Origin of the sequence: Saccharothrix sp. (genome assembly GCF_031180885.1) — a bacterium.
GTDB lineage: Bacteria > Actinomycetota > Actinomycetes > Mycobacteriales > Pseudonocardiaceae > Actinosynnema.
Genome location: NZ_JAPSLK010000049.1, coordinates 17,522 through 42,792, shown reverse-complemented (window position 1 = coordinate 42,792; position 25,271 = coordinate 17,522). Strand labels below are relative to the sequence as shown.

18 protein-coding genes and 2 pseudogenes are annotated in these 25,271 nt (G+C 70.3%); 8 read left to right on the top strand and 12 right to left on the bottom strand.

The features are described from left to right. Window positions 1-187: 187 nt before the first annotated feature. Window positions 188-2,701, top strand: a complete 2,514-nt coding sequence (locus RIN75_RS34440) for a P-loop NTPase fold protein (RefSeq protein ID WP_309116267.1) — start codon at window positions 188-190, stop codon at window positions 2,699-2,701. Here the strand turns inward: RIN75_RS34440 and RIN75_RS34435 are convergent. Together RIN75_RS34435 and RIN75_RS34430 are read right to left on the bottom strand one after the other, a co-directional pair. Next, window positions 2,698-3,256 (bottom strand): annotated as a pseudogene (locus tag RIN75_RS34435) (integrase core domain-containing protein); the annotation flags it as partial. The gene RIN75_RS34440 and the pseudogene RIN75_RS34435 sit on opposite strands and share 4 nt — an antisense overlap. Window positions 3,257-3,341: 85 nt before the next feature. Then, entirely contained in the window at window positions 3,342-4,166 is an 825-nt protein-coding gene (locus RIN75_RS34430) for an SDR family NAD(P)-dependent oxidoreductase (protein WP_309116266.1), read from the bottom strand. 176 nt (window positions 4,167-4,342) lie between these two features. Here RIN75_RS34430 and RIN75_RS34425 point away from each other — a divergent pair, with 176 nt between their 5' ends. After that, complete coding sequence (locus RIN75_RS34425) at window positions 4,343-4,813, top strand: TetR/AcrR family transcriptional regulator (RefSeq protein WP_375296058.1); 471 nt, start codon at window positions 4,343-4,345, stop codon at window positions 4,811-4,813. 501 nt (window positions 4,814-5,314) lie between these two features. Here the strand turns inward: RIN75_RS34425 and RIN75_RS34420 are convergent. After that, window positions 5,315-6,082 (bottom strand): VCBS repeat-containing protein, encoded by a 768-nt coding sequence (locus RIN75_RS34420; protein WP_309116264.1) that lies wholly within the window; start codon window positions 6,080-6,082, stop codon window positions 5,315-5,317. 497 nt (window positions 6,083-6,579) lie between these two features. On the opposite strand from RIN75_RS34420, the gene RIN75_RS34415 reads away from it, so the two are divergent. Next, on the top strand, window positions 6,580-6,900 hold the full coding sequence (locus tag RIN75_RS34415; RefSeq protein WP_309116263.1) for a hypothetical protein: 321 nt from the start codon (window positions 6,580-6,582) through the stop codon (window positions 6,898-6,900). A 171-nt stretch (window positions 6,901-7,071) separates the two neighbouring features. Next, entirely contained in the window at window positions 7,072-7,203 is a 132-nt protein-coding gene (locus RIN75_RS34410; RefSeq protein WP_309116262.1) for a hypothetical protein, read from the top strand. A gap of 923 nt (window positions 7,204-8,126) precedes the next feature. Here the strand turns inward: RIN75_RS34410 and RIN75_RS34405 are convergent. The 3 genes and pseudogenes from RIN75_RS34405 to RIN75_RS34395 form a co-directional block, all read right to left on the bottom strand. Then, window positions 8,127-10,235: a hypothetical protein gene (locus tag RIN75_RS34405; protein ID WP_309116261.1), complete on the bottom strand. Its 2,109-nt coding sequence runs from the start codon at window positions 10,233-10,235 to the stop codon at window positions 8,127-8,129. Then, window positions 10,216-10,728 (bottom strand): SUKH-4 family immunity protein, encoded by a 513-nt coding sequence (locus RIN75_RS34400; RefSeq protein WP_309116260.1) that lies wholly within the window; start codon window positions 10,726-10,728, stop codon window positions 10,216-10,218. The genes RIN75_RS34405 and RIN75_RS34400 overlap by 20 nt, the downstream gene beginning before the upstream one ends. Before the next feature lie 139 nt (window positions 10,729-10,867). After that, a pseudogene (locus RIN75_RS34395) lies at window positions 10,868-10,990 on the bottom strand (PAC2 family protein); the annotation flags it as partial. A gap of 345 nt (window positions 10,991-11,335) precedes the next feature. Between RIN75_RS34395 and RIN75_RS34390 the strand changes: the two are divergent. Next, window positions 11,336-11,665, top strand: coding sequence for a PadR family transcriptional regulator (locus RIN75_RS34390; protein ID WP_309116259.1), 330 nt, complete (start codon window positions 11,336-11,338; stop codon window positions 11,663-11,665). Window positions 11,666-12,081: 416 nt separating this feature from the next. After that, window positions 12,082-12,327, top strand: coding sequence for a hypothetical protein (locus RIN75_RS34385; RefSeq protein WP_309116258.1), 246 nt, complete (start codon window positions 12,082-12,084; stop codon window positions 12,325-12,327). 432 nt (window positions 12,328-12,759) lie between these two features. Here the strand turns inward: RIN75_RS34385 and RIN75_RS34380 are convergent, their stop codons facing one another. From RIN75_RS34380 to RIN75_RS34355, 6 genes are all read right to left on the bottom strand, one after another. Beyond that, window positions 12,760-13,071 (bottom strand): hypothetical protein, encoded by a 312-nt coding sequence (locus RIN75_RS34380; RefSeq protein ID WP_309116257.1) that lies wholly within the window; start codon window positions 13,069-13,071, stop codon window positions 12,760-12,762. Further along, the gene (locus RIN75_RS34375) at window positions 13,058-13,558 is read right to left on the bottom strand and encodes a Uma2 family endonuclease (protein WP_309116256.1); all 501 of its coding nucleotides are present in this window, start codon (window positions 13,556-13,558) and stop codon (window positions 13,058-13,060) included. Before RIN75_RS34375 ends, RIN75_RS34380 begins: the two co-directional genes overlap by 14 nt. A gap of 765 nt (window positions 13,559-14,323) precedes the next feature. Further along, a complete protein-coding gene (locus tag RIN75_RS34370; protein ID WP_309116255.1) occupies window positions 14,324-15,478 on the bottom strand; it encodes an MFS transporter in 1,155 nt (384 codons plus the stop codon). Beyond that, window positions 15,472-16,719, bottom strand: coding sequence for an aldehyde dehydrogenase family protein (locus tag RIN75_RS34365; RefSeq protein WP_309116254.1), 1,248 nt, complete (start codon window positions 16,717-16,719; stop codon window positions 15,472-15,474). Before RIN75_RS34365 ends, RIN75_RS34370 begins: the two co-directional genes overlap by 7 nt. Then, a complete protein-coding gene (locus tag RIN75_RS34360) occupies window positions 16,716-18,341 on the bottom strand; it encodes a hypothetical protein (protein WP_309116253.1) in 1,626 nt (541 codons plus the stop codon). Before RIN75_RS34360 ends, RIN75_RS34365 begins: the two co-directional genes overlap by 4 nt. A gap of 225 nt (window positions 18,342-18,566) precedes the next feature. After that, on the bottom strand, window positions 18,567-21,482 hold the full coding sequence (locus RIN75_RS34355; RefSeq protein ID WP_309116252.1) for a tetratricopeptide repeat protein: 2,916 nt from the start codon (window positions 21,480-21,482) through the stop codon (window positions 18,567-18,569). Between the two features lie 364 nt (window positions 21,483-21,846). Between RIN75_RS34355 and RIN75_RS34350 the strand changes: the two genes are divergently transcribed. Next, window positions 21,847-22,908 carry a GNAT family N-acetyltransferase gene (locus RIN75_RS34350; protein WP_309116251.1) on the top strand — a complete coding sequence of 354 codons (1,062 nt, stop codon included), beginning with the start codon at window positions 21,847-21,849 and terminating at the stop codon, window positions 22,906-22,908. Continuing rightward, window positions 22,905-25,268 (top strand): homoserine O-acetyltransferase, encoded by a 2,364-nt coding sequence (locus RIN75_RS34345; RefSeq protein WP_309116250.1) that lies wholly within the window; start codon window positions 22,905-22,907, stop codon window positions 25,266-25,268. The genes RIN75_RS34350 and RIN75_RS34345 overlap by 4 nt, the downstream gene beginning before the upstream one ends. Window positions 25,269-25,271: the final 3 nt, after the last annotated feature.

Sequence of the window (25,271 nt, the reverse complement as noted above, 5' to 3'; positions counted from 1 at the left end):
CATGGGCAGAGGTGATCGGACGTTCGCGGGATCACCGTTCGGTGGCCTTGCGAACGTCGTGTGGCGGGGACATTCGGCCACCGGTACTCCGATAATCGACACAGCGCCGCCAGGCCGACCGTGCCGGGCTGATGTCGTGGGAGGGCTCGTGCCAGTTGCGCCGACGGAGCATCGAACCATCATGGCCGTGGATGCCGTGGATCCCGAAGTTCCACGCGAGCAACTTCGCCGGTTACCCGATCTGCACGACAGTCTCCACTACCTGTTGCAGCGGGCGTTCAGCAGGATTGGCGTCGATCTCGGCGACGGTGAGATCGAAGACCGAGGTGACGGCGCGTTGATCCTGGTGCTGCCGCCCACCGTCCCCAAGAGCACGCTCGCGGACAAGCTGCCCGACCAGCTGGTCGTGGAGGTCCTGAGGTACGACGCGACCAGGTCGGGCGGGGAGAGGATCAAGTTGCGGGTCGCCGTGCACGCGGGCGAGATCCGGAAGAACGGGTCCGGCTGGGCCGGCCAACCGGTCGACCTGGCCTCCCGCCTCCTGGACGTCCAGGAGGCGGGGCTGGCGTTGTGGCGGACTGACGGCGCCGTGGCCATGATCGCCTCAGACCACTTCTACTCCGAGGTGATTCGCCAGAATCCCGGTACTGCCTCCAGGCCCTACCGCCGAATCGACGCGTCGGACGACAGCTTCCTGGAACCCGCGTGGCTGTGGCTGCCCGAATCCAGCCTCCCGGTCTCGCGGTCCGAAGTCGTTTCGGTGCTGGACTTGCCCCAAGCCCGAGGTGTCCGTGTCTCCGCAGAGGAACTTGTCGTCGCGGGACGGTCGGCAGCTGGTTTCGACGAGGTGATGGCCAGGCTGACGGATGCGCTGGCACGACACCGCATCGTGGTGCTCGTCGGGCGACCCGGAACAGGTCGTCGATCCACCGCCCTCCATGCACTGTCTCAGTTCACGGAGGGGGTGCACCGGCTCGATCTGCACGATGCCTACGGTCTCCATGAGCTCCTCATCACCGCCGAGTTCGAACCGGATCAGGGTTACCTGTTCGACCAAGTCACCGCTTGGGAGCCCATAGCCGGGTCACACCTCGTACAACTGGGCAGCCTGCTCAGCACGGTCGGCGCCTACGCCGTGATCGCGCTGGACGACGTCAGTGAACGTGCCGCCGCTGACATCGGCCCGTACCTCGTCCGCGCCGACTCCACGCCTGCCGTCGGCACCGACGTGGCCTGGTCGACCGATGCTCCAGCCCAGGTGGATCTCCTCAAGCGAGACGCGTTGGCCAAGGTGCTCGCCGATCGGATCGGCGAGACACGGCAGCGGCATGAAGACACCTCATTGCTCGTGCATCTCGATGGAGTGTGGGGATCAGGCAAGAGCAGCCTGCTGAACCTGCTGGACAAGTGCCTGAAGAACGACTTTTTGGTGGTGCGGTTCGACGCCTGGCAGCAGTCTCGCCTTTCCCCTCCGTGGTGGGCGCTGCTCACCACCACCCGTCAGGCGATCGTCGACGACCGAAGCTGGTGGGCCCGACACTGGTTGCGTCTCAAGGAGACCTGCGAACGTGCCCGGCAGTCGGGGGCGCCCTTCATCTTGGCGCTGGTCCTGCTGCTCGTCGGCGCAGTGGGCATTGGCGCCATCGTCCAGCTTCTGTTCGGTTCGACACCGAAGATCGACGTGTTGAGGGTGATCGGTCCGGTCACCACCGCTGTCCTGGTGGTCTGGACAGGCGCGAAAGTGGCGAGCCGCGTGCTGCTGTGGAACTCGGCCAGGGGCGCGCGCCTCTTCGAGCAGTCGGACTCGAACCCGCTGCACCGCGTCACCAGGCACTTCGGCTGGCTGCTGGGCCAGTCGAGGAGACCGGTCGTGTTCTTCATCGACGACCTGGACAGGTGCAAGGACGACTACGTGGTCGAACTGCTCGAGACCGTGCAGACCCTCGTCAGGGACACCCGGCAAAAACAGGCCTACTTCGTCGTCTCGGCGGACGGTGTGTGGCTGCGCAAGAGCTTCGCCTGCGCGTACGGTGCGTTTGCCGACGGCGACAAGGCGCACAACTCGATCGGGTACCAGTTCCTGGACAAGCTTTTCCAACTCAGCGTCCCGATGCCCGCGTTGAGCACCAGTGCTCAGCACGGTTTCCTCGGACGGCTGCTGGATTTGGCCGAACCGGCGGCCTCGGACGCGGTCGCTGCCGCGAAAGCCAAGCTGGACGACGCGAAGGGAAGCGAGGCCCAGATTCTCGAGACGTTGGCCGACATCGAGGATCCCAGCGTCCGGGAAGCGGTGGCAGCCCACGCCGCGTTGGCGGTCGACGAGGTAAAGACCAGGCAGGCCACCGAACACCAACTGCTGAAGTTCGCGCCGTTGCTCACACCGAACCCTCGCAGTACCAAGCTGTTTCTCAACACCTACAGCATGCTCCGCGCCGTTCGAACGCTGGAAGCGATCACCGTCGACGCCGACACGCTGGCGCTGTGGAGCATCCTGCGGGTCTGCTATCCGAGCATCGCGGACCACCTCCAGCGCAATCCCGCAGCCGTGCACGGCATCCGCTACCCACCGTGGCGTTCGGAGTGCTTTCCCGAGGAACTCCAGGAAACGGCGAAGAGTGAAGGGCTCCGACTGATCGTCACGCACCCTCAGGGAGGTCCGCTCACACCGGAGCTGATCCGGCAGTGTTGCGGAGCGGGTTAGGCCGCCACCCGATCACCGTACCGCCTTGAGGACGTCCCGGTTAAGACCTGGTTGTAGGAGGGTTGGACGTTGGTGACGCCGCTCCTGAGCCGCGATGCCGGCGGTCCGCCGGATGCGCTGTGGGGCCGGTGGTAGATGTAGTGGATGTTCCAGACGGCGATCGCGGCTGAGCGTTCTTCCTCGGATCGGCATTCGCGGGTGTAGAGGAGTTCTTCGGCGAGGATGCGCTGGTAGCGCTCGACTTTCGCGTTGTGGCGGGGCGTGTGGGGCTTGGTCTTCTGGTGCCGGGTTTCGTTGCCTACGATCCGGGCGAAGTCGTTCGATCGGTAGCAAGCGCCGTTGTCGGTGACGATGCGGTGGGTATGGGTGATGCCGTGGGCGGCGAACCACACCTTTGACCGGGCGAGGAACCCGGCTGCGGTGGCGCCGTTCTCGTCGGGCAGCGGCTCGGTGTAGGCCGGCCGCGAGAACCCGTCCCGATGGAGTGCGGGTAGACGTAGACCCGGCTTTCGCTCCTGCGGCCTTGGCACGGTCGACAGCGCGTGTCTGGTCACTGCGGCGACGTGAGCGATCGGCCTGGATCGGCAGCGTTCCACCAACCGGAGGCGTCCTTCGTAGGACAGCGGAGCGTTGGGGTGTGTCATGAGAGTTCGTGCCCGACCGCCGCTGCCAGACGCGCGGCGTCCTCGTCGTCGTGGTCGCCGACGGTGAGCGTGCGCTTCTTGACGCCGCGATAGGCGGCCCTTCCCGGGGCCGGGGCGTCGATGATGTCGATGATCGGGCGGACCGCAGCATCCGGACGTTGGCCCCACAGCGTTCCGAGAACTGCGGCAGCGACTTTCATGCCCTTCCCGACTTCGCCGGCGAAACTGGAACGGACAAGCCGAGCCGGGCCCCAGGTCACGTAGGCAAGGTTCAGGTTGTCGTTGGTGGCGAGGATGCCGAGCAGTTCGTTGGCTCGACGCTGCTGCGCGTTGGACCTGGCGAAGGTGAACCCCTCGCCCATCTCGAGGTCGTCGAAGTCGATCGCGTCGGCTCGCGCGCCGGGGACGGCCGTGTTCACGACGACCGGCCGCTCGGCCGCACGCAGGAGCGCGGCGAGCCCCGTGACGAACAGGTACTTGGAGATGAAGAACAGCGCCCAGGACGCCTCATGTCCCTCGGCGGTGGTGTGTCGGCGTTGCCGGATGAACGAGGCCGCGAGAACCAGTGCGTCGATTCGTTCGTGGTTCGCCTGCACGTGCTCGACCACGCGGCGGCTGTCGGCGACCAACGACAGATCGGCCGCGACGAACTCCGCCCGCGACGCCGCCGACCGGTCGTCGCCCGTCACGGTCGCGAGCAGCGCGTCGAACTTGGCGCGGCTTCGCCCGATCACCACGACGCGGTCACCCGCTCCCAGGAAGTGACGCGCCAGTGCCGCTCCCATGCCGTCGGTACCTCCGGTGATCACGATCGTCCTCACCGACCCCGCCCCCCTGTTCCGGAACCTATGTTCCGGAACAGGTTACACCAAGCGGAACCGATGTTCCGAATCGCTAGAGTGAGGGGATGGGAGAGGATCGGAAGCAGCGGCGAGACGCCGTCGCCAACAGGGAGCGGATCCTGGCGGCTGCGGCACAGGCCTTCCGGGACAGCGGCATGGCCGTGGACATGCGCGCCATCGCCGCAGCGGCCGGTGTGGGCGTCGGCACCCTCTACCGGCACTTCCCCACCCGCGAGCACCTCGTGCATGCCGTGACGGGGACCGACCTCGCCGAACTCGCCGGGGCAGCCCTTCCCGGAGGAGTGTCCGCGATCGCCGGTCTTCGCCGGTTCTTCACCGCGACGATGACCCACCTCACCGGCAACAAGGCGATGGTCGATCTGCTCGCCGCCGGATCACCGTCGGATGCAGACCTCGCACGATGCCTCTCGCACCTCACCAAGATCGGCCAGGAGGCCGTCGACCGCTCCCGTACCGATCACACCCTCGCCACCGATGTGACCGCTCACGACATCGCCTACCAACTTCTCGGACTCATCCGCATCGCACAGCTGATCCCCGACACCGAACCGAACACGATCGGGCACCAGGTAGATCTCGCGCTACGCGGCCTGGCCGCGAAGTAACAGCCTCGACGCGAGGCCGACTATCGCACTGACCTGCCTGTCGTCAACGTCCTGCCCTGCAAGAGGCGGTCGCCCGTGGCGCCACCGGCGATGACTCGCCGTGGCAGACGTGGGAAGAGTCCATGTGGCTCAAGACGGCTGTTAACGAGCTTGAGAAGTGGGTGCCGGCCTCGTCGGAGTACCGGCGCGAGGCTCTGCCCGCCGCTCGTGACGTCGCCGCCGAGCAGCCCGTGCCCCGGTACGCGGTGTGCGCCGGATTCCCGACGAACCATTACGGCGCAACAAACTATTGGGTGGACGTCGACTTCACGACCGACGCGGGCCAAGCGGCACCGGTCGTCACCGGCCACACTCCTGGTCGCCGTCGCCCGATCGCCGTGGCACCGTGTCGTCCGACGGCGCCGGGGACATTCCCGCGCGGTGCGAACGGTTGCGCGGGACCACGACCATCGTGATCCCGCGCAACGCCTCATTCAAGTGTGGCCGGACGGTCGTGCCCCGTTACACGGGAATGTCGCCGCCGATGCCCCATTGGATGATGAACTGCCCGCGCACGTACCACGTACCGTTGCTCGGCCGCCACACGGCCACGTCGGCCCGGCCGTCGCCGTTGTAGTCGGCGGCCACCGGCACGTCACCGCCGACACCCCACTGCACGATGAACTGCCCGCGCACGTACCACGTGCCGTTGCTCGGCCGCCAGACAGCGATGTCGGCCCGGCCGTCGCCGTTGTAGTCGGCGGGTACCGGCACGTCGCCGCCGATGCCCCATTGGATGGTGAACTGTCCGCGCCCGTACCACGTGCCGTTGCTGGGTCGCCACACGGCGATGTCGGCCCGGCCGTCGCCGTTGTAGTCGGCGGGTACCGGCACGTCACCGCCGACACCCCACTGCACGATGAACTGCCCGCGCACGTACCACGTACCGTTGCTCGGCCGCCACACGGCCACGTCGGCCCGGCCGTCCCCGTTGTAGTCGGCGGCCACCGGCACGTCACCGCCGACACCCCACTGCACGATGAACTGCCCGCGCACGTACCACGTGCCGTTGCTCGGCCGCCAGACAGCGATGTCGGTCCTGCCGTCGCCGTTGAAGTCGGCGGCCACCGGCACGTCGCCCGCGATGCCCCACTGCACGGTGAACTGTCCGCGCACGTACCACGTGCCGTTGCTCGGCCGCCACACGGCGACGTCGGCCCGGCCGTCTCCGTTGAAGTCGCCTACCAGTCGCTGCGACTCGTGGTCACGCGCCTCATGGGATCTCTCCACTTCGCCGCTCACGTCGGCGTGTGCGACGAGCGGGCCCGTCAGGACAGCGGTCGCTGCCCCGAGCACCACGAACAGTTTTCTGAGATTGCGCATTCGCGTCTTACTCCCTCGTGCTTCGCGCTCGGCGATCACCGACTTCAAAGACGGTCCAGCCCCGGGCGGCCCGCCATGGAAGCCGTAATCGAGTCCGCGATAGATGTGTGAATCAACGGCAAAGTGGAGAGTGGTCCGGCCGGGGTGCTCTCGCACGGTCGATCCCGACGCGATTTCCCCATCAGTCGTACAGCCACCTCACCTCTTCCGTGATCGTGAACGATCGCCACTGTGCCAGGTGGTACGGAAAGCACGCAGCACATGACCCCAAAAATGGTGATGTCACATTGATTGCGGTTGCCGGCGCCGGTCCGCGCGATCTTCCGAGCCGGGTACCCGGCTCGTGGTCGGTGCCGTACGCGGCCACCACCGCCGCCGACGCCGAGGCAACCCGACCTCTGGCGGTGAGGTCTGCGGGTTGTGCCTCCGGCCGCCTGCTCGGCGACCTGGTCGCGGTCGACGAGTTGGTCGACGACCTCGACGACACGGTCCCCCGGCGCACCCGGAGCGGGCAGCGAATCGGCTCGGGTGCGGCCGAGATCGGCCTGCCGTTCAACGCCGGCGCGGCCGAGGCACGCGACGACCTGCGCAACGCGTTGTCGACTGGTCAAGGAGATCACCGACGCCGTCGAGCGCGCCCGCCGGGCCGTCGACCTTCCCCCGCCGGCGCGGCTGTACTGCGGGCCGTGTCCGGACTGCGGTGCCGACCTGTACGCACGCCCTGACCGGGTGACGGTCGGCTGCCGTGAGTGCGAGTCGCGGCACGACGTCGAGAGCCTGCGGGCCGCGCTGCTCGACGCCGTCACGCCCAGCTCGCCACCGCTGCCGAAGTCGCCCGCACCCTGCCGCCCTGGTCTCGGGGCTGTCGCGCGTCAGCACGGGGCGAGGTGGTCGACGTGCCTCGCAACCTGGTCACCGACGCCGACCGCGCCCGCGTGCGGGAGCTGCACGCCGAGGGCAAGACCCGCAACGACATCGCCCGCGCGATCGGGCCGCTCGTCGTCGACCGTGACCGGCATCGCCCGTGAACTGGGGCTGTCGTTCGACCACAGCAAGACCGCCGCCCGACAGATCGACAACCGGACGCGGCGCACGGAGATCGTCGGGCGGCTCTACGGCCGTGCGCGGACGCGACCCTGTCGTTCACCCGGCACGCGGACAACGACGAAGCCGCCGCGACCGTCCTGGAAGGACTGATGTCCCCCTACAGCGCGCTGGCTCAGTCCGTCGAGGCCGCGCAAAGCGCACTCGGGGACGCGCTGGAGTTCGCGAGCCGGTACTGCCTGGGCGTCAGCGAAGCCGGCGTGGTCACCGGCAACACCGACAGACCTGCGCAAGTGGGCGGTGAACTGCGCCTCGCTGATGGTGTCGGCGGCGCTCACTGCGGCCAACCAGGCCAACCAGGCCGACCAGCAGGCCGCCGGGCGGCTGCGGGTGATCACGCGCACAGCGTGCCTCGGGAACCGTTGACCGCGCGAGCCCTTGTCGGACAGCGGCTATACCGGTGGTCCCATGATCACGCGGGGGGGCGGGGCAGAGTAGAGCGCCCCGGCCTGGGACGGTCGCGACGCACGATGTCTACGACTGTCCCGCGCCCCGTCCCGGTGGGACAGCCGTGCAAGCCGAACACCACCCGGTCGGGCGAACCCGGCTGAGCCGGGGCCGGAGCGTGGACGACGGCGCACATCGCGCCACAGCCGGGCCGCGTGCAGCCGCGCGCCCCGGAAGTCGAGCTTGTGGGTGTCGGCGGGTCGAACCGCCGCGCTCAGGCACCTCGCTAACCCCGGCCGACAGCCCGAAATCACCTCCGACCTCCGGCAGGACGGACGCCGTCACCGCCCCGCCGAACGGCCCGAGGAAACCCCCGGCGAACAACCCCGCGACGGCCAGGCGCCCCACCCCTGCTCCTCCCATGAGGGGACGAGTCTCCCAGGGGTGGGACGGGCGACGATCACACCAGGGGTCGCCGCGTGGCCCTGAGGTGCCGCACGATGATCACTCCCACGACGGCCAGCAGGCCGAGCGCCAACAGCACCATGGTGACAAGGCCCGCCGTCGAGGTGGACGACTCGCCCGGCAGAGCGCCCTCGGGGTAGTCCTCGGGCTCGTTGCCGCCGTCGTAGTCGATCGCCCGTGCCGCGGGCTTGCTGGCGGACCCGAGCCACATCCGGCCACGCTGGTCCGTCGTCACGCCCTGGAAGGAGTCGCGGACGACGTCCGGCAGGTCGGCGTGGGACTGCTCGAACGCCGACTCGTCGATCGTGTCGAGCGGCACCTCGGCCATGTCCACGCCGCCGTAGGAGTAGGTCATCTCGTACTGCTGTCCGTTGATGGTCTCCGGCCGCTTGATGTCGAACTCCTTGCGCTTGAGCGACTCCACGTAGCGGTCGAAGACCTCACGCGGCGTCCACTGCTGGAGCGCGGGCCACCGGCTCGCGTCACCGCTGTCCACCAGGTCTTTCAGCGAGCCCGAACCGCGGTGCCGGTACCACTCCGCCGCCACGCGGCTCAGGTACACCCGGCGCAGGTCCGCGAACTCGGGACCCTCGTTCACGGCCTTCTCCACTCCGGGCAGGATCACCTCGCGGAACACCGTCTCCATGCGCTTGTCCGGCGTCGCGCAGGAGGTGTCGCCCTGACCCGGCAGGTAGTCAGTCTCCATCTTCACTTCCAGCGGCGCCTCGACGATGTGCAGGCCGCCGCCCTCCTCGCGGACCGACGCGGGCTTGGGCACGATCCACTGGCGCATGTTCAGGCAGGCCGGCGGATGCAGGCCTTCCGGGTCCCAGAACCGCCTGCCGGTGTCCGTGTCAGGGTGCAGCAGCCGGCCGATGACCGTCTTCATCCGCAGGTCGGCCTCCAGCAGGATGCGCCCGGCGTCGGTCTTGCCCAGCTCCGGGTCGATGATGCGATCGGGCTCGTTGGGGTTGAGGTTGACCCAGAAGCTCGACGGCGGCAGGGCCAGCCACACGAAGAACGAGTCGGACATCTGCGCCGCCGCGATCTGCCCGTCGGCGGCCTGCCCGGTCCCGCCGGGCATCGCGTTGAACGCGTAGCTCAGCCGGCCGTCGTCGTCCTCGGACAGGTAGCGCAGCTCCAGCGTGGAGAAGTCGATGCCGCCCGGGTCGGCGCCCTCGTTGAGGATGGCGGCGCCCACGCCCTCCGGCGCGGGTGTGCCCGGCGCGTTGAACAGGCGGGCGCCCAACCGCGCCCCGGCGTCCGGTCCGGCCGGCATGCCTTTGTCCCGCCACTGCTCGAACGCCTTTTTGATGACCGCGTCCGAGTGCTCGCCGTTGCCGAGCTGGACCTTCGCCTGCGCGGTCCCCAGGCGCTTCAGCTTGGCCTCGCTCTCCAGGTCGGTCTGGAACTTCATGACCGTCAGCCCGGAGAACCACTTGCTCTTCAGGTTCTGCTGGCACCTGCTGGGCAGGGTGTTGCAGGGGATCTTCTCGGAGAAGCCGCGCTCGACCTGGTCGACGGCGGCGGGCCGGTGCTTCTTGAGGAACCAGTACGCCACCCGCTCCGAGTGCATCCGACCGCCCCGGAAGTCGGCCTGCACCTCGGGGTCCGGCTCGGTGGACAGGTCCCACCGGAGCGTCGACGTCGGCGACGCCCGCCAGTCGACCGGCGTGCCGCCGGGTTCGAGGAGGGGGTTGCCGGCGGTGTCGACCAGGCGCAGGGCGCCGGTCTGGTCCCGTTGGAACAGGTCGACGTGCACGATGCTGCTGTTGTTGGGCCGACCGCTGACGTTGGCCGCCACGGCGATCCACGTGACCTGCTGCTCCGCCCACTCGAACCCGGCCACGTTGCGCGCCCAGCTGACGGAGTCCTCGCCGCTCGGCGTCAGGATCGTGTGCCGGTGCCGGTAGATCAGGACGGGGATCTGGAGCGGGTCGCCCGGTCCGGCGGGGACGAGGTCGTAACCGATAGGCGGCTGCGCGTGCGCCGGTCCGGTGACCGGCGCCATGGCCAGCAGCGCGACCAGCGCCGCGAGCAGGGCCAGGAGTTTCCGGCCCGCGATCTTGCTATTCGGAACTGTGCTATTCGGCCGCGATGTCATCGAGGAGCACCCCCCACAGGTCGCCGTCGTTGGTCGCCTCGGGGTCGCGGGCCTTCAGCTCGCCCCAGACCCTCGCGATGGCGTCGTCGAGCGACCCGCCCTCGGGCAGCTCGACGACGACTTTCTGGAACAGGCCGACGAACAGGACGAAGAGCGCGACGTCGGAATTGATCAGGCGGTTGTACTGCGGGAGGTCGTCGAGGTAGTAAACGCGATCCGTGTCCACCTCGACGCCGAAGCGGCATCCGGGCTCGTCGCTGTCGCCGATGACGACGTATTCGCGCCCGCCCTGTCGAATGGGCGTGTGGAGACGCTCGTCGTGGGCGAACACGATGTCGCGCGTTCTACCGGCGGGCAGTCCCACGGTGGTGAGGAACCCCCTGGTCGCAGCCGAGAGCCGCGTGCTGACCAGGTCCGGCGGCACCGGCCGGAGCCGGTCACCCCAGACCCGCTTGACCTCGTCGGCGGTCGACCGCCCAGTGCCGTCGTCCACGCGCCCCACCCTTCGCCTCACCGGTGTTCGCGATCACGGTGAGGTCGACGGTAGCAATGGCGCATGATCGAAAAAGCCGCATCGCCGAGTGTCACCCGATTGGCTAATCAGCCGCGCGAATTCGGCAAAAATGCGGAATTCACATGCCGGTGGGCCCTGGCCCGCGGCCCCTGCGGCGGAGGTAGCGCTCGAACTCGGCGGCGATGGCGTCGCCGCCGGCCTCGGCGATCTGGATCTCGGCGTCGCCGCGTTCCTCCAGGGCCGGTCCCCCGTGGCTCGGCGACGGCGACGGCGACGGCGTCGGTCGGGTCGCCCGGCTCGACGAGTGGCCAGGTCGGTGCGCGTTCGCAGACCACATGCCGGTGGCCGCCGGCTCTGCGGTGGCCGCAGGAACGGGCCATTCGGCTCGATCCGGCTCAGTTGCCTGCGGCTGCGGAGACCGCCGATCTCCGCAGCCGCGTGAATCCCACCGGCTTCGTCGAAGATCGCGCAATCGCGTCTGGTGCGAGCAACGGTCAAGTTTATGACGAGGTGCGACATAAGACCTGGTCACGCGCTCGTCTACCTAGGTAGCCATCACGAACACTAGCTAGGTAGACTTCCAGTCATGGCTGGGCCACGGATGACACCGCAGACGATCGCCGTGCTTCGCGTACTGCTGGAGAACCCGGCGACGCCGCGCTACGGACTGGACATCGCCCGGCAGACCGGACTCAAGACCGGCACCCTGCACCCGATCCTCAACCGTCTCCAGCAGGCCGGCCTGATCGAGAGCTTCTGGGAAGACCCCGCCGACCACGAGGACAAGGGCCGCCCCCGGCGACGCTACTACCGCTTCGCCGGACACGGAGCCACCCTCGCCTACCAGGCCGTCGCGCGAGCCGACGCCACCGCGACCGGCAGTCTCCCGACGCTGCGCCCCCAACCCGGACACTGACGGGAGACACGGACCGTGAACAACAACACGCGACCAATCGGTTCCGTCGTCGCCGGCAGCGGTGGCGGCGGAGTCAATCGCCTCGCCGCCCGTGCTGCCCAAGTCGTCGCTGCCGAAGTCGTCAAAGCTCAGGGGAATGCAGCCTCCCACGCAAGGCGTTCCCTGCGGTTCTCTCGTGCTGTCACCGGTGCCGGCTGGTTACTCCCTGCCCACGTACGGGACCAATACCGCGAAGAGTGGGCCGCATGGATGTCGGACCTGCGCGCCGACCGAACGCCTCGCATCCAGAGGTGGATCGAACTGCTCACCCTCGTCCTGATCGCTGCCCCCAGGCTCGCGGTGACACTGAGAGTCGACGCACGCCGAGCGGGGGACCGATGAAACGGCCATCACCCAGGACCGTCAAAACCATCGGCATGACGGGCGGCACCGGCGGCGCAGTGGCCGCCGCGCTGACGGCAGGCTGGGTCGGCGCAGCCCTGCTGATCATCGCCATCGTGGTGCCGATCATCGCGATCTGCTGGATCCTCGCCGACGCTGACCGCCCACAACGACTTGCCCTGCTCGTCACCACGTGGCGCCACGGCACTGCAACACCACCGGTCCGGACCACGACCACAAAGCCTCGTCGCGCGATCAAAGAACCACCCGCCCCGGGCTGACCTCAGACACCCGGAACACGTACCAAGCACCCGGACTCCACAGGTCCCGATATCCGGGGTTACCAACAGCACGGTGCACGTGCTGCTACCGGGCAGGAGCGGCAGGATCTGGTCGGTGTCACGAGCGTTGTCCAGCACCACCAGCAGACTGCAGGCGCGGACAGTTCGGACTGGTCGCACTGGCGCTACGTCACCGTGGTCGCCGAGCCGCAGACACCACCCACCGGACGCACCGCCACCGTTGCCGTTTCGGCGGACACCTGGATCGACGATGAGGGGGTACACCCAGCCGACGGGCGATCAGCTCTGGGCCGGCGCTTACATCGCCGAGGAGTGGAATGCCAGGAAGCGCGCCTACTTGGCCTTCGACACCTCGGCGTTAGAGGGAAAGACCATCACCGACGCAAGGCTGAATCTGCGCAACACCGCCTCCTACGGCTGCGGCGACACCTCGTCCGGCATCATCGCCCAGCAGCGTCCCTGTTCGCACGTCTGCGCCCGCATCGCCTCCAGCGACCGGTTCCGGCTGCGCAGGGCTTCGCGCTCGGACTGCGCGGCCAACATCCGCATCAGGTTGCGGTGCTCCGGGTCGTCGACCTCGACCGGCCCGTCGGTCTCCGGCAACCACAGTTGCGCGCCACGCTTCTTGAGCACCTTCGCGAGTTGCCAGATCTGACGGCCCGCGAACCCACGCCCGAACTCGCCGAGCACGATGGCGTCGATCCGACGGTCAGGACCGGCCAACGCCGCTGACAACTTGGCGGACGCCGGCCGCTTGTCCCTCCCCCGATCGCAGCCGCGAGTACTCCTCGTCGAAGAACTGCTCGACGATCGTCCCGCACGCCGGTACCCCGGCCGCCGCGAACGCCGCGGGCTTCTCGAGCCGGTCGGTCTTCTTGGTCGACGGGCTGACGACCTCGGCGACGAGCGCGACAGTGTCGACATCCACCGAGGTGGTTTCGACCCGCTCGGTCGCCACCACCACGTCAGGGATGTAGGCCAACCCCTCTCGGATGCGCACACCGACCGCCGTCAGGGCCTCCATGCCCTCCGGTGCCACCGCGTCGTCCAGCAGCCGGCAGAGCCGGTCCGCCACCCGCCGGCGCCGGACCGAGGGCGCGGCGTTCACGACGAAACGCCCGTCGACCAGTTCCACCCGATGTCCCTCGGCAGGCTCAAGGCTCTCCCAATCGTCCAGCGTGTAGCCATCCAGACGCCGTGCTGTGGTCACAGCCATCGCCCCTTGTCCGGCTCCCGTGTTTGAGCTGCCAATACCCACCGGAGCTGAGCAACGGCAGCCGACGCGTCCAACGAGGTGCTCGACCTCTGACGCGTCTCGGCGACGCCCGGATGGCGAGGGTAGGTGGAGGTCGGGCTGAACGGTGAAATCGCCGGGCACGCACACCGCTCGACTACGCCCACCTCGTACATAAACTGCAGATGAAGGGTGGTGATGAGCACTAATGGACGGTGAGCGTGACGCTTGGTCAGTCATCAAGGCTTGCCTACTCGAAATTCTGGCGATTCGCTCAAGGCGCTGGGATGCCCGTGGGGCAGAGTGTTTCCTGGTGCCACTTCAAGCCTACTTGGTGATCGCTGCTCGTAGGATGCCTGCCGGCGCGGGGGCAGGACAGTGGGTGGCGTCCGGCTCGTCGTCCCACGACTTGTCGACCGCGGTCATGGCCGTGTTCGCTCGGCGGCGGGTAGTCGGCTCCTCCTGCGCGGGATGCGTCTCGCGAGCGGGCGGTGCGGAGGGCGACGTGGAACGTGGTTTGCCGGTGCCGACGCTCGGGCGCTGCGGGGCGGGTCGGCCGCCGGAGGGGCCGGCGCAGGCAAAGGATTCTGCGAGTCGGTGCGTCGATATGCCCCGCGGGTCGGTAGCGATGACTTTCGAGCGGCACATGGGACATGTAAGCGGCACGACAGGGGTGACGCGCGGCGGGTCGACTTTCCCGGCGACCCGGCCGGGACGGTCACCGCATTCCGGCGAAACCGCTCAGCGCGACATCTGCGCCCGCGCCCGCACGCGGAAGTCCGCGATGGCGGCGGTCAGGAACAGGATGGTGACGGCGGCCAGGGCGAGCATCAGGCCGTCCGGCGGCAGCAGGTTCAGCGCGGCGCTGCCGATCAGTGGGCCGATGAGGCTGCCCAGTGCCCACAGCACGGTGGCGCCGGCGTTGGCGTCGACCAGTTCGTCGTCGGTGAAGTCTTGGCCGATGCGCACCAACCCGAGCGTGTAGACGCCGCCCGCCGCGCCGCCCAGCACCACCAAGGCGGGCCACATCAGCAACGACACGTCCAGCAGCACGGGCATGCCCAAGGCCAGCACCAGCACGACCACCGCGCACCCGAGGTGCAGTCGGCGGCGGTCGACGTGGTCGGCCCACCAGCCCAACGGCACCTGCAGCAGGGCGTCACCGGCGAACACCGCGGCGACCATGAGCACGGCGATCGCCTCGGTGTGCCCGTGTGCGATGCCGTACAGCGGCAGCAGCGCCAGCACCGCGCCGTCGAAGAAGGAGAACATCAGCACCGCGAGCGCGATGGTCGGCGCCGACCGCGCGAACCTCAGGGACGCGGCCGGCTTCCCGGCCTTGAACCCGTCGATCTCGCACGAGCTGACGGCCAGCAGGACGATCCCGGGCACGTGGGTCAGCACGGCGACCAGCACCGACCACCCCGTGGCCGAGCCGAACAGCGCCAGCAACCCCGGGCCGGACACCTGGCACAGCGTGAACACCGAGGTGTAGACGGCGATCCAGCGCCCCCGCGTGGCCTCTGCCGTGATGGCGTTGATCCAGGTCTCACCCAGCACGAGCAGCAGCCCGGCGAACACCCCCACGGCGAACCGGAGCACCAGCAACACCGGGACGCCGTCGGTCACCGCGAGCAGCCCCGTGCTCACCGCCGAACCGGTCATCCCGACCACCAGCAGGGGCTTGATCCGCCACCGCCACGTCAGCGGGCCGAGACACAGCACCGCGGCGAGCATGCCCACCGCGGGCAGCGCGGCGGCCGTCCCGATCAGGGCGGCCGTCGCGCCTGCGCCGCTGAGCCGCAACGACACGAGCGGTACGGTCAGGCCGGTGACCAGACCGACCACCGCGACGGTGCAGATCGCGGCGACGGGCTCCCAGCGTCCGCTCAGCACGGACTGTCCCGCCGCGCGACCAGGTGCCGGTGGATGTCGCGCTGCGGCAGCGTCGCGCCCGGCACCCGGACGCCGTCCACGTACAGGCAGGACGCGGCCGGCCCTTGTCCGCCGTACGGGAGGTACCCCCGCTCCGTCAGATGCAGGTCGGTGTCCCACAGGATCGAGTCCGCGTCGTGTGACGGCGTGTCGAGCAGGGACTTCACGTAGGGGCTGTCGCCGAACACCGAGACGTACATGGCGTTGGCGGCGTACCGCTGGTCCTCGAAGTAGCGGCGCAGCCCGGCGTCGTCGTCGTAGGGCTGGAGGAAGAACACCGGGGCGAAGAACTCGCGGAAGTTCCCGCCCAGCGCCAGCTCCTTCTCGAACACGGTGGGTCTGATCATCCCGCTGGCCGGGTTGACCTCGCCGCCGTAGACCCAGAACCCGCGGTCGTCGCGGAACCTGCGGACCATCTTCACCGCGTGGTCGGGGTCGGTGTTCGGCCCCACCACGTTGGCGGGGTCGGCGTACGGGCCGACGCGGGGCTCCACGTCCCGCAACCGCGCCAACAGGGTCTCGCGGAACTCCACGAGGCGGTGTCGGTGGACCAGGATCGCGTTCGGACCGGCGCAGTCCTGCCCCTGGTTGTACAGCACGACCCGCAGCGCGGAGGCGACGGCGAGTTCGACGTCGGCGGTCTCGGTGACCACGAGCGGGTTGTGGCCGGAACCGTTGAGGATGAACAGGGTTCGCCGCGGGAACGACCGGCGGACCTTCGCCGCGTTCTCCGGCGTGCCGGTGAACACGACCGCGTCCGTGCGGTGCGCCCGTTGCGCGACGAACTCCTCCTTGTCGTCGTAGGACACGTGGAGTTCCGGGAAGTGCGCCGGCAGGTCGAGCACGTCGGCCAACGCCCGGTAGTGCGGGTGCATCGCCGTTGGCGGACGCAGCGCGGTGTCCTCGGCCATGAACGACGGCACGACGCCGAAGCACACCGTGGCGTACAGGGGCTGGTTCAACGGCAGGAACGTGGTCACCGCGCCCACTTTCTCGCGGAAGTGCTCCCGGTTGAGGTGCAGGTTGTGCAGCAGGTCGACGGACCGCTCGATCTCGTCGATCGCCACGTTCGCGCACTGGTAGCCGGACAGGCTGCGCACGATCTCCGCGGTGCGCTCACGCAAGGTCGCGGCGAAGGCACGCGCTCGGTCCTGCACAGCGGGGAAGTCGACCAGGGCCGAGCGGACTGCGGAGCGGGTCACGGCGTACCACCTTCGGGATGGACGGACGGGGAAACGGGGCGGGACAGCGCGTCCCGGACCAGGGCGAGCGAGCGCCGCGCCCCGGTGATCCGCAGCCAGGTGGCCAGCCGCGGGCCCCGTGGCCGGCCCAGCAGGGCCAGGTACAGCACCCGGTACGCGTGGGGATTGCCTTCGAGCGCCTTGTGCAGCAGGGCGCCGGGATCGGCGTGCGGCGCCGACGCCAGCGCGTCCGCCAGTCGGCGCAGCACGGTGGTCGCGGCCGTGTCGAGGACGACCGGCTCGGGTGCGGGTCGGGCGCGGACGTGGAAGCGCCACGCCCGCGCCACCAGTTCCGGGTCCGGACGGCGGTCCGGCGGGAAGACCCGCTCGACGAACGCCACCGCGCCGGCGTGGTCGACCGGTGCGCACGCGGCCAGGACCCGCACCAGGGAGGCGAACCGCGGTCCGCTCGGCGGTGTCGTCGCGCCGATCCGCCGCAGCCGCAACCGGGCACCCGCGCCACGGCGTGGTTCGCGGGCGAGACGCGCCTCGTGGCGCACCGCGTCGTCGACGCGCGGCACGGACGCCAGGTCGAACCGGCGTGGTCGGCGGGGCCCGCGGTAGAGCAGCAGCCGCAGACCGTCGCGGGTGAGGCAGTCGACCGCGTCGTCGAGGGCGAAGCCGTTGCCCGCGCTCTTCGAGATCTTCCGGCCCCGTTCGTCGACGAACAGCCCGTACTCGAACAGCACCGGGGGTTCGCGGCGCAGCCGTCCGAACACCTGTCGGACGACCCGGGCCGAGTCCGTCAGGTCCTGTCCGTGCATCTCGTAGGCGATGTCACCGCTGAGCAGGCGCAGCGCCCAGTCGGCCTTCCACTGGAACTTGCACCCGCCGCCCAGCGCGGACACGGTCACGGGCTCGCCGATCGGCTCGCCCGCGTAGTACTCGTGCGGTTCGAGGCCGTAGTCCAACCCCGGGCGCTGGATGACCACGTCCTTCGGAATCTCGTAGGTGAGGGTGCCTCGCCCGGGATCGACGGCGAGCACCCGCGTGTGCTCGATCACCCGGCCGGTGGTCGGCGACAGCGGCATCACAATGCTGTACGACCTGCGCCTCAAAGCTCCCACCGAACGGCCGACGAGGGCGTTGACCTCGGCGAAGTCCGCGAGGAAGGCGCGGATGGTCGAATCGTGGTGGCCCGCCCGGTAGAGGTCGGAGCTGCGGACGACCTCGCAGTCGACCTCCATCAGGTCGAGCACCCGGCGCAGCCGGTCCACCATGCCCTCGGCGAGGCTGGACGCCTGGCCCCACGGGTCCGGCACCCGGTGCAACGGCATGCCGAGGTAGGCCGCCAACGTGCTTCGCGCAGGGACGTTGTCCGGCACTTTGCGCAGGGCGTCCATGTCGTCGGCAACCACGACGAACCGCGTGCCCCGACCGGTCGTCTCCTCGAACGACTGCCGCACGAACGACGTGCGGACGACCTCGCTGACCGTGCCGATGTGCGGGATGCCCGACGGGCCGAAACCGGCGCCGAACACCACCGGCCCGGCATCCTGTCCACGTCGTTCGAGCAGCGCGGTTATCCTGCCTGACTCGACCGCGCACCAGTCGTGTGCGACACGGCCCAGCCGAACTGACATGGCTCTCCCCCCGAGGTGGACGGCGGGTGACGGCAACCGCGGACATCCGGGCCCGGCCGTCACGTCTCGACCAACGGAAGTCTCGACAACGGCTCTGGACCAGGTCTGGACGGCGAGTGGACGACGCGACCACCGCCAGGTCCCGGCGTCTGGCACGAGCACCGCGCGACGACTCTCCGCCACGCCCCGACCCGCCGTGCCTGGCAGGATTCCGCGATCGCGTGCTCACGCCTGCCTGCGGGCGCTGCCCAGGGCGGTTCGGGCGCGGTCCTGCTCGTCCTGGTCGCCGGTCTCGGTGGCGATCCGCAGCGCGTCGGCGTGCGCGGCGAGGGCCTCGTCCGACCGACCGGCCGCCCGCAGGGCCTCACCGAGGCCGTTGAGGGCGCTCGCCTCCCCGTACCGGTGGCCGATGTCCCGGAACGTCTGGATGGCGGAGGTGAAGCAGCGGTGCGCCTGGGCCCAGTCACCGAGCCTGACGTGCACGTTGCCCAGGTTGCTCAGCGTCACCGCCACGCCGTAGCGGTGATCGATGTGCTGGAACACTTCCCGTGCCCGGGACAGGTGCCGGACGGCGTCCGGGTAGCGCCGCAGGGTCGCGCACACGTCGCCGAGGTTGGCCAGCGCGCTGGCCTGGCCACCCGCGTCGTCGAGGCGGCGGAACAGGTCCAGCGCGCGCTCCAGGTGTTCGGCGGCGCGGTGGTGGTGACCGGGGCGGCTGTACGCGTTGCCCAGGTTGAGCAGCGCCGCCGCCTCCCCGTGCCGGTTGCCCGCACGCCGGTGCGCGTCCAGCGCCTCCTGCTGGAGCGACACCGCCTCCTCGTACTCGCCGAGCCGTTCCTGGACGACGCCGAGATTCGACAACGCGCGCGGCAGGCCACGCCGCTCACCGGTCCGCCGATGCAGCCGGATCGCCTCCCGCAGGTGCCCGGCCGCCCGCTCGTAGTCGCCGAGGATCCGGCGCAGCGCGCCCAGGTTGGTCAGCGCCACGGCGAGCAAGGCGTCCTCGCCGGCCCGCCGGGCGGCGCGCGACGCGCACCCGTAGATGGTCGACGCGTCCGCGTAGTGGCCGCTTTCCAAGTACCGGTACAGGGTGTCGGCCAGGTCGACCACGTAGCCCGGCCGGTCGTCGCGCTCGGCGGCACGGCACAGGGCGACGAGCGTCGACCGCTCCGCGTCCAGCCAGGCGCGTGCGGCGTCGGCGGTGGTGAACGCGGGCGATGGCGTCACGGTGAGGTCGGGTCGGTGCGGGCGGTCGACCGGGTAGAGCAGGTCCATCGCCGCCGAGGCGGTGGCCAGGTGGTCGGCGAGCAGCCGGTCGACGGCGGCGGACCGCTCCGGCGCCGGGTCGTGCTCGCCCGCCAGCTCCTCGGCGTAGGCGAGCAGGAGGTCGTGCACGACGAACCGGCCGCCGGGCACGCGCCGCACGAGGCTGTTGCGCGCCAACACCTCCAGGGACAGGCGGGCCTGGTCCGGGTCGGTGCCGGTGAGGGCGGCGAGCGCGAACGGCGTCACGTCCGGGCCGGGGTGCAGGCCCAGCCGCCGGAACGCCCGGGCGACCTCGGGCGGCAGCTGCTCGTACGACCAGGAGAACACGGTCCGCACGGCGGCACGGGCGTCGTCACCCGTGTCGAGCACGCGCAGCCGGTGTCGCCGGTCGGCCAGCTCGCCGGCCAGCTCGGCCAGCGTGGAGGCCGGCCGGGACGCGGCCAACTCGGCGACGATCCGCAGCGCGAGCGGCAACCGGCCGCAGCGCGCGACCAACTCCGCCGCGGCTTCGGGTTCCCGGCGCACCCGCTCGCCGATCAGCGTGTGCAGCAGGGCCAGCGAGTCCGGCTCCGGCAACTGGTCCACGTCGAGCCGGTGGGCGCCGTGCAGCGCGACCAGACCGGCCAGGCTGCTGCGGCTGGTCACCAGGACCAGGCAGCTCGACGCGCCGGGCAGCAGCGACCGCACCTGGTCGACCGCCGACGCGTTGTCCAGCACGACCAGCACCCGCCGGTCGGCGAGCTCGGCGCGGTACCGCGCGGCGCGTTGATCGGGGTCGACCGGCACGTCCGTGCCGGTGACGCCGAGGCCGTCGAGCAGGCGGCCCAGGGCGTCTTCCGCCGCCATCGGCGAACGCGAGTCGTAGCCGTGCAGGTCGACGTACAACTGCCCGTCGGGGAAGTCGGATCGGACCCGGTGGGCCCAGTGCAGCGCGAGCGCGGTCTTGCCCACGCCCGCGGTGCCGCACACGACGACGATGGGCACCCCGGTCCGCTCGGACGTCAGCACCCGACCGAGTTCGGCGAGTTCCGCCTGCCTGCCGGTGAAGCCGAACACGTCGCCGGGCAACTGGTTCACCCCGGACGACGCGAGCGGTGCCTCCCCCGGTGCGGCAGCGCCGGCGACGGGTGTCTCTTCGAGCGCATCGAGGTACGCGGCGGTGAGATCGGGTCCGGGGCCGACGCCGAGCTCGTCCATGAGACGCCGCCGCATCCCGTGGTAGGTGTCGAACGCCCGGTCCCGCTGACCGGCCGCGGTGTACGCGCGGATGAGCAACGCGTGCACCGCCTCGTCGAGCCCGTGCGCCGCGACGTGCTCGACCAGCGCGGGCAGCACGTCGCGCGCCGCGCCGACGGCGGTCATCAGTTCGGCGTAGCGGGCCAGCGCCGCCCGGTGCTCGCCCGCCAACGTGGCGACGCCGGGATGGGCGGCCAGCAGCGGCACGTCGGCCAGCGGACGCCCGTGCCACAACGCCAGGGCCTGGGACAGGAGGTCGGCGGCCTCCCGAAGCTCGTCGGGGGCCAGTGAGGTGGCCCGCGCGACCAGCGAACGGAACCGGAACGCGTCCACCGCGTCCGGGGGCACGTCGAGCGCGTACCCGTCGCCCACGGTGGGGATGGTCGTGCTCGGCGAGCGGGCGCCGCGCGCCGGTTCGAGCAGTTGCCGCAGGTGCTTGACGTGGGTGTGGATGATGTTGGCGGCGCTGGCCGGCGGGCGGTCTCCCCACAGCGCGTCGACCAGTTCGGCTCGGGTCACCGGCTTGCCGTGCGCGAGGGCCAGCAACGCGAACACGGCCTTGCGGCCGGGGGGACCGAGGGCGAGCGCGGTGTCGTTGCGCCAGGCCATGATCGGGCCGAGCACCTGGACGGCCAGCACCCACCGCTCCCATCACGCCGACCGACACAATCGGTGACATCATCGTGGCACAGCGTGCATGGCGACTGCAGCGGCCATCCAGCCGATTCCCGGCTGCGCGAGCCACCGCGACGACCCGTGGGACGGCCGGGACCCAGGAGTGCCACACCGCACCATTCCGTTGCGTGCATAGGGCATTCCGGTTGCGCCGCCTGTAGTCTGCGACGGTTGCGAGCCGGCTCGCCCACGTCCACCGAACGACCGCGCGACCGGTTCAGCACGTGGTGCACGGGACGAACAACGTGGCGCATGGGGGAACATTGCGTGTGTTGACGTTATGGCGGAGCGACGTGGGCTTGTCGCGGGCCGGGCGGAGGGTCCGGACATGACGGCCACGAGGACCGCCGAAGGCTGGTCGCTGCTCGGCGAGTTACCCGAGAGGGTCGTGTCCGGGTGCCTCTACGACTCGGCCGGATGGCTGGGCATGTGGGAGACGACAGGCATCGAGCGCCGGGTGCGCCACGGTTACGTGCACGCCGAAGGACAGGTGCTCCCGCTCTACGCGCTGACCAGTTCGCCCTTCTGGCACGGGTACGTCACCCAGTCCGCACAGACCCAGCTCGGGAGCCGCCACGTCTTCGCGGGCTCCACCTACTCGATGTACACCAAGCGCGGCGCCTTCCCGCAAGCGCTGGCCCGCGGCGCACACGCCACCGCGATGGAGTGGATCGACGCGGGCGACGCGGACCTGCTGATCGCGCCGAACCTCACCGACGACGCCGCGGCCACGTGGGAGGACGCGGTCGGACCACCGGCCGGGCGGGTCCTGCTCGACCGCACGTACAGCTGCGAGCTGTCCGGCGACTTCGACGACCACCTCCGCGGGCTGCCCAAGAAGCTCCGCCAGGACGTGCGGCGACGGCTCAGGCGCGCGGACGAGCGCGGGCTGCGGATCGACATGGTCGAGGGGCCGGAGGCGCACGGGTTGGTGCCGTCGGCCCTGCCGCTGGTCGTCGGCACCACCGACGAGCACGGCTGGCCCGCCTTGTACGACGAGGACACCCTCCACGCGCTGCTGCGGACGCCGGGCGCCCTGGTGGCCGTCGCGCGGGTGGCCGACCGGATCGCCGGGGTGTTCTTCGGTTTCCGGCACGACGCCGAGGTGACGTTCCTGTGCGGCGGCGTCGACTACTCGGGCCTCACCGAGCTGAGCACGTACGTGGCGCTGATGTACCGCTGCCTCGAATGGGGTTACGCCAACGGGTTCCGGCGGATCGAGTGGGGTCGGGACAACTACCGGTTCAAGGAGCGGCACGGGTTGACCGGGACCGACCTGTGGGCGCTGGTGTACTCGCCGGACCGACCGCCGGCGCCGGACGGTGCGCTGGCCACGGCCCTGGCCGACATGCACCGCGTGCTGGCGGCCTACATCGAGGGCCGGGGATGAGCCCCGGCGGAAGCCGCGCCGCACTGCTGTTCGGCGCGCTGCTGAGCGTCAACGCCTCCTACACGCTGCTCATCCCGTTCGTGCCGGACCTGGAGGAACGGGCGGGGGCCAACCCGACCGTCGTCGCGTTGACCTTCGCGGTCTTCGCGGGCGCGAAAGCGGCGGCCCAGCCGTTCGGCGGGATGTGGGTGGACCGGTGGCGGCCGGGCGACGTCGGGTGCGTGGCGCTGCTCATCGCCGCGGCGGGCATCGTCGTCACGGCGGTTGCCCGCGACCCGGCACTGCTGCTGGCCGGGCGCGCCCTCTGGGGCATCGGTGAAGGTCTGGTGACCCCGGCCCTGTACGCGGGCATGACCGCGCTGTGCCGCCGCTACGACCTGCCGACCAGCCGGATGACGGGGAACTTCGGGACGTTCGCGGTGGCGGGCTTCCTGCTCGGCCCGCTGGCGGCCGGGATCGCGGCGCCGTTCGGCCTGGACGCGTTGTTCCTCTTCGGTGCGGCGGTGACCGCGGTGACCGCGTTCGGGCTGCGGTGGGCCGTGCCGCGCGACGTGCCGCCGCCGGTCGAGGAGGAGCAGTCGGAGGACACCGCGACCGGCACGGCGACCGGCCGGTGGTGGACCTGGGTGTTGGCGCTCGGTGCGCTCGACCTGTTCACCAACCTCACCTACTCGGCGCTGGAACCCGTGCTGCCGCTCTACCTCAGCGCCGACGGCCAGGAGTCGGCGCGGGGTGCCATCTCGCTGGTCTTCGCCACCGGGCTGGCCGCGTTCGGGGTCGTCAGCTGGCTGCTCGGCCGCTACACGGGCAAGCTCGGGCTGGTGCCACTGGCCATGATCGGCTTGGCGTTCGCGGCCATCGGCACGGCCGGGCTGTACGCGAGCGCCGAGGTGTGGCCGGTGGCGGTGTGCTTCGTCGTGCTGATGGTCGGCCAGGCCGCGCTGTACCTGACCGCGCGCCGGGGCGTCGTCGAGTTGCGGTCGGCCATGACCCGGCAGGGCAAGGCGTTCGGGCTGTTCGGCCTGGTCTCCGACATCGGCAACATCCTCGGTCCGCTAGTGGGCGTGGCGCTGTACGAGCTGACCGGCCGGGTGTCGTTCCTGGTCATCGGCGCGCTCAGCGGAGCGTTGCTCGTCGCCTTGGTCGCGGGCGCGCGGAGGTCCCGCGCCGTGCCGAGCCCGCGCGTCGCGGACGGCACTGTCCCTGACGGCACTGGCCCGGACGGCACTGGCCCGGACGGCACTGTGCGGACGGTGGTGTTGTTCGACGACGCCCACCCGCTGGAGCTCGCATCCGGTCGGACGCTCGCACCGGTCACGGTGGCGTACGAGACCTACGGCGAGCTGAACGACGACCGGTCGAACGCGATCTTCATCTGCCACGCGCTGACCGGCGACTCGCACCCGGCCGCCCACCACCCGGACGACCGGCCCGGGTGGTGGCGGCACATGGTCGGACCCGGCTGCCCGGTCGACCCCGACCGGTACTTCGTGGTGTGCGCCAACGTGCTCGCCGGCTGCTCCGGCACCACCGGCCCCACCTCACCGGGCCCGGACGGCACGCCGTGGGGACCGGACTTCCCGATGATCGGCATCACCGACATGGTCACCGTGCACCGAGCGCTCGTGGCCGAGTTGGGCATCGAACGGCTGCGTGCCGTGATCGGCGGTTCGCTGGGCGGCATGCAGGCCCTCGAATGGCTGTTGCGCGCGCCGGACGACGCCGAGGACTTCCTGATCGTCGCCGGCACCGCCCGGCACACCGCGGAGAACCTCGCCTGGAACGCCGTCGCCAGGACCGCGATCCGGTCCGACCCGGAGTTCCGCGGTGGCCGGTACCCACCGGGCGGCGGACCGGCGGCCGGTCTCGGCACGGCGCGCATGGTCGGCCACCTCACCTACGTGTCCGAAGACCTGCTCGCGCGCAAGTTCGGCCGCGAGCGACGCGCCACCAACGGCACGAGCCCATCGGTGACCACCGGTCCGTTCGCCGTCGAGGGCTACCTGGAGCACCAGGCCGAGAGCCTGGTCAACCGGTTCGACGCGAACAGCTACCTGTACCTGATGAACGCGATGGACAGCTTCGACGCGTTCGCCGACGACCGCCCGTGCGCGCCGTTCCTGCGCAGACCGGGGGTGCACCTGTTCAGCTTCGACTCCGACCGCCTCTACGGGCCGGACCACGCGCGCTACATCCAGGCGAACCTCGCCGCCCGCGGTCTGCCCGCCGAGCACCACCAGGACCACACGACCGACGGCGGCCACGACGCGTTCCTGCTCCACGTCCCGTCGTACCTGCGCGCAGTCGCGGAGGTGCTGGCCCGGCAGTCGGTCGTGCGCAGCGCGGACGAGGCGGGCTGACGC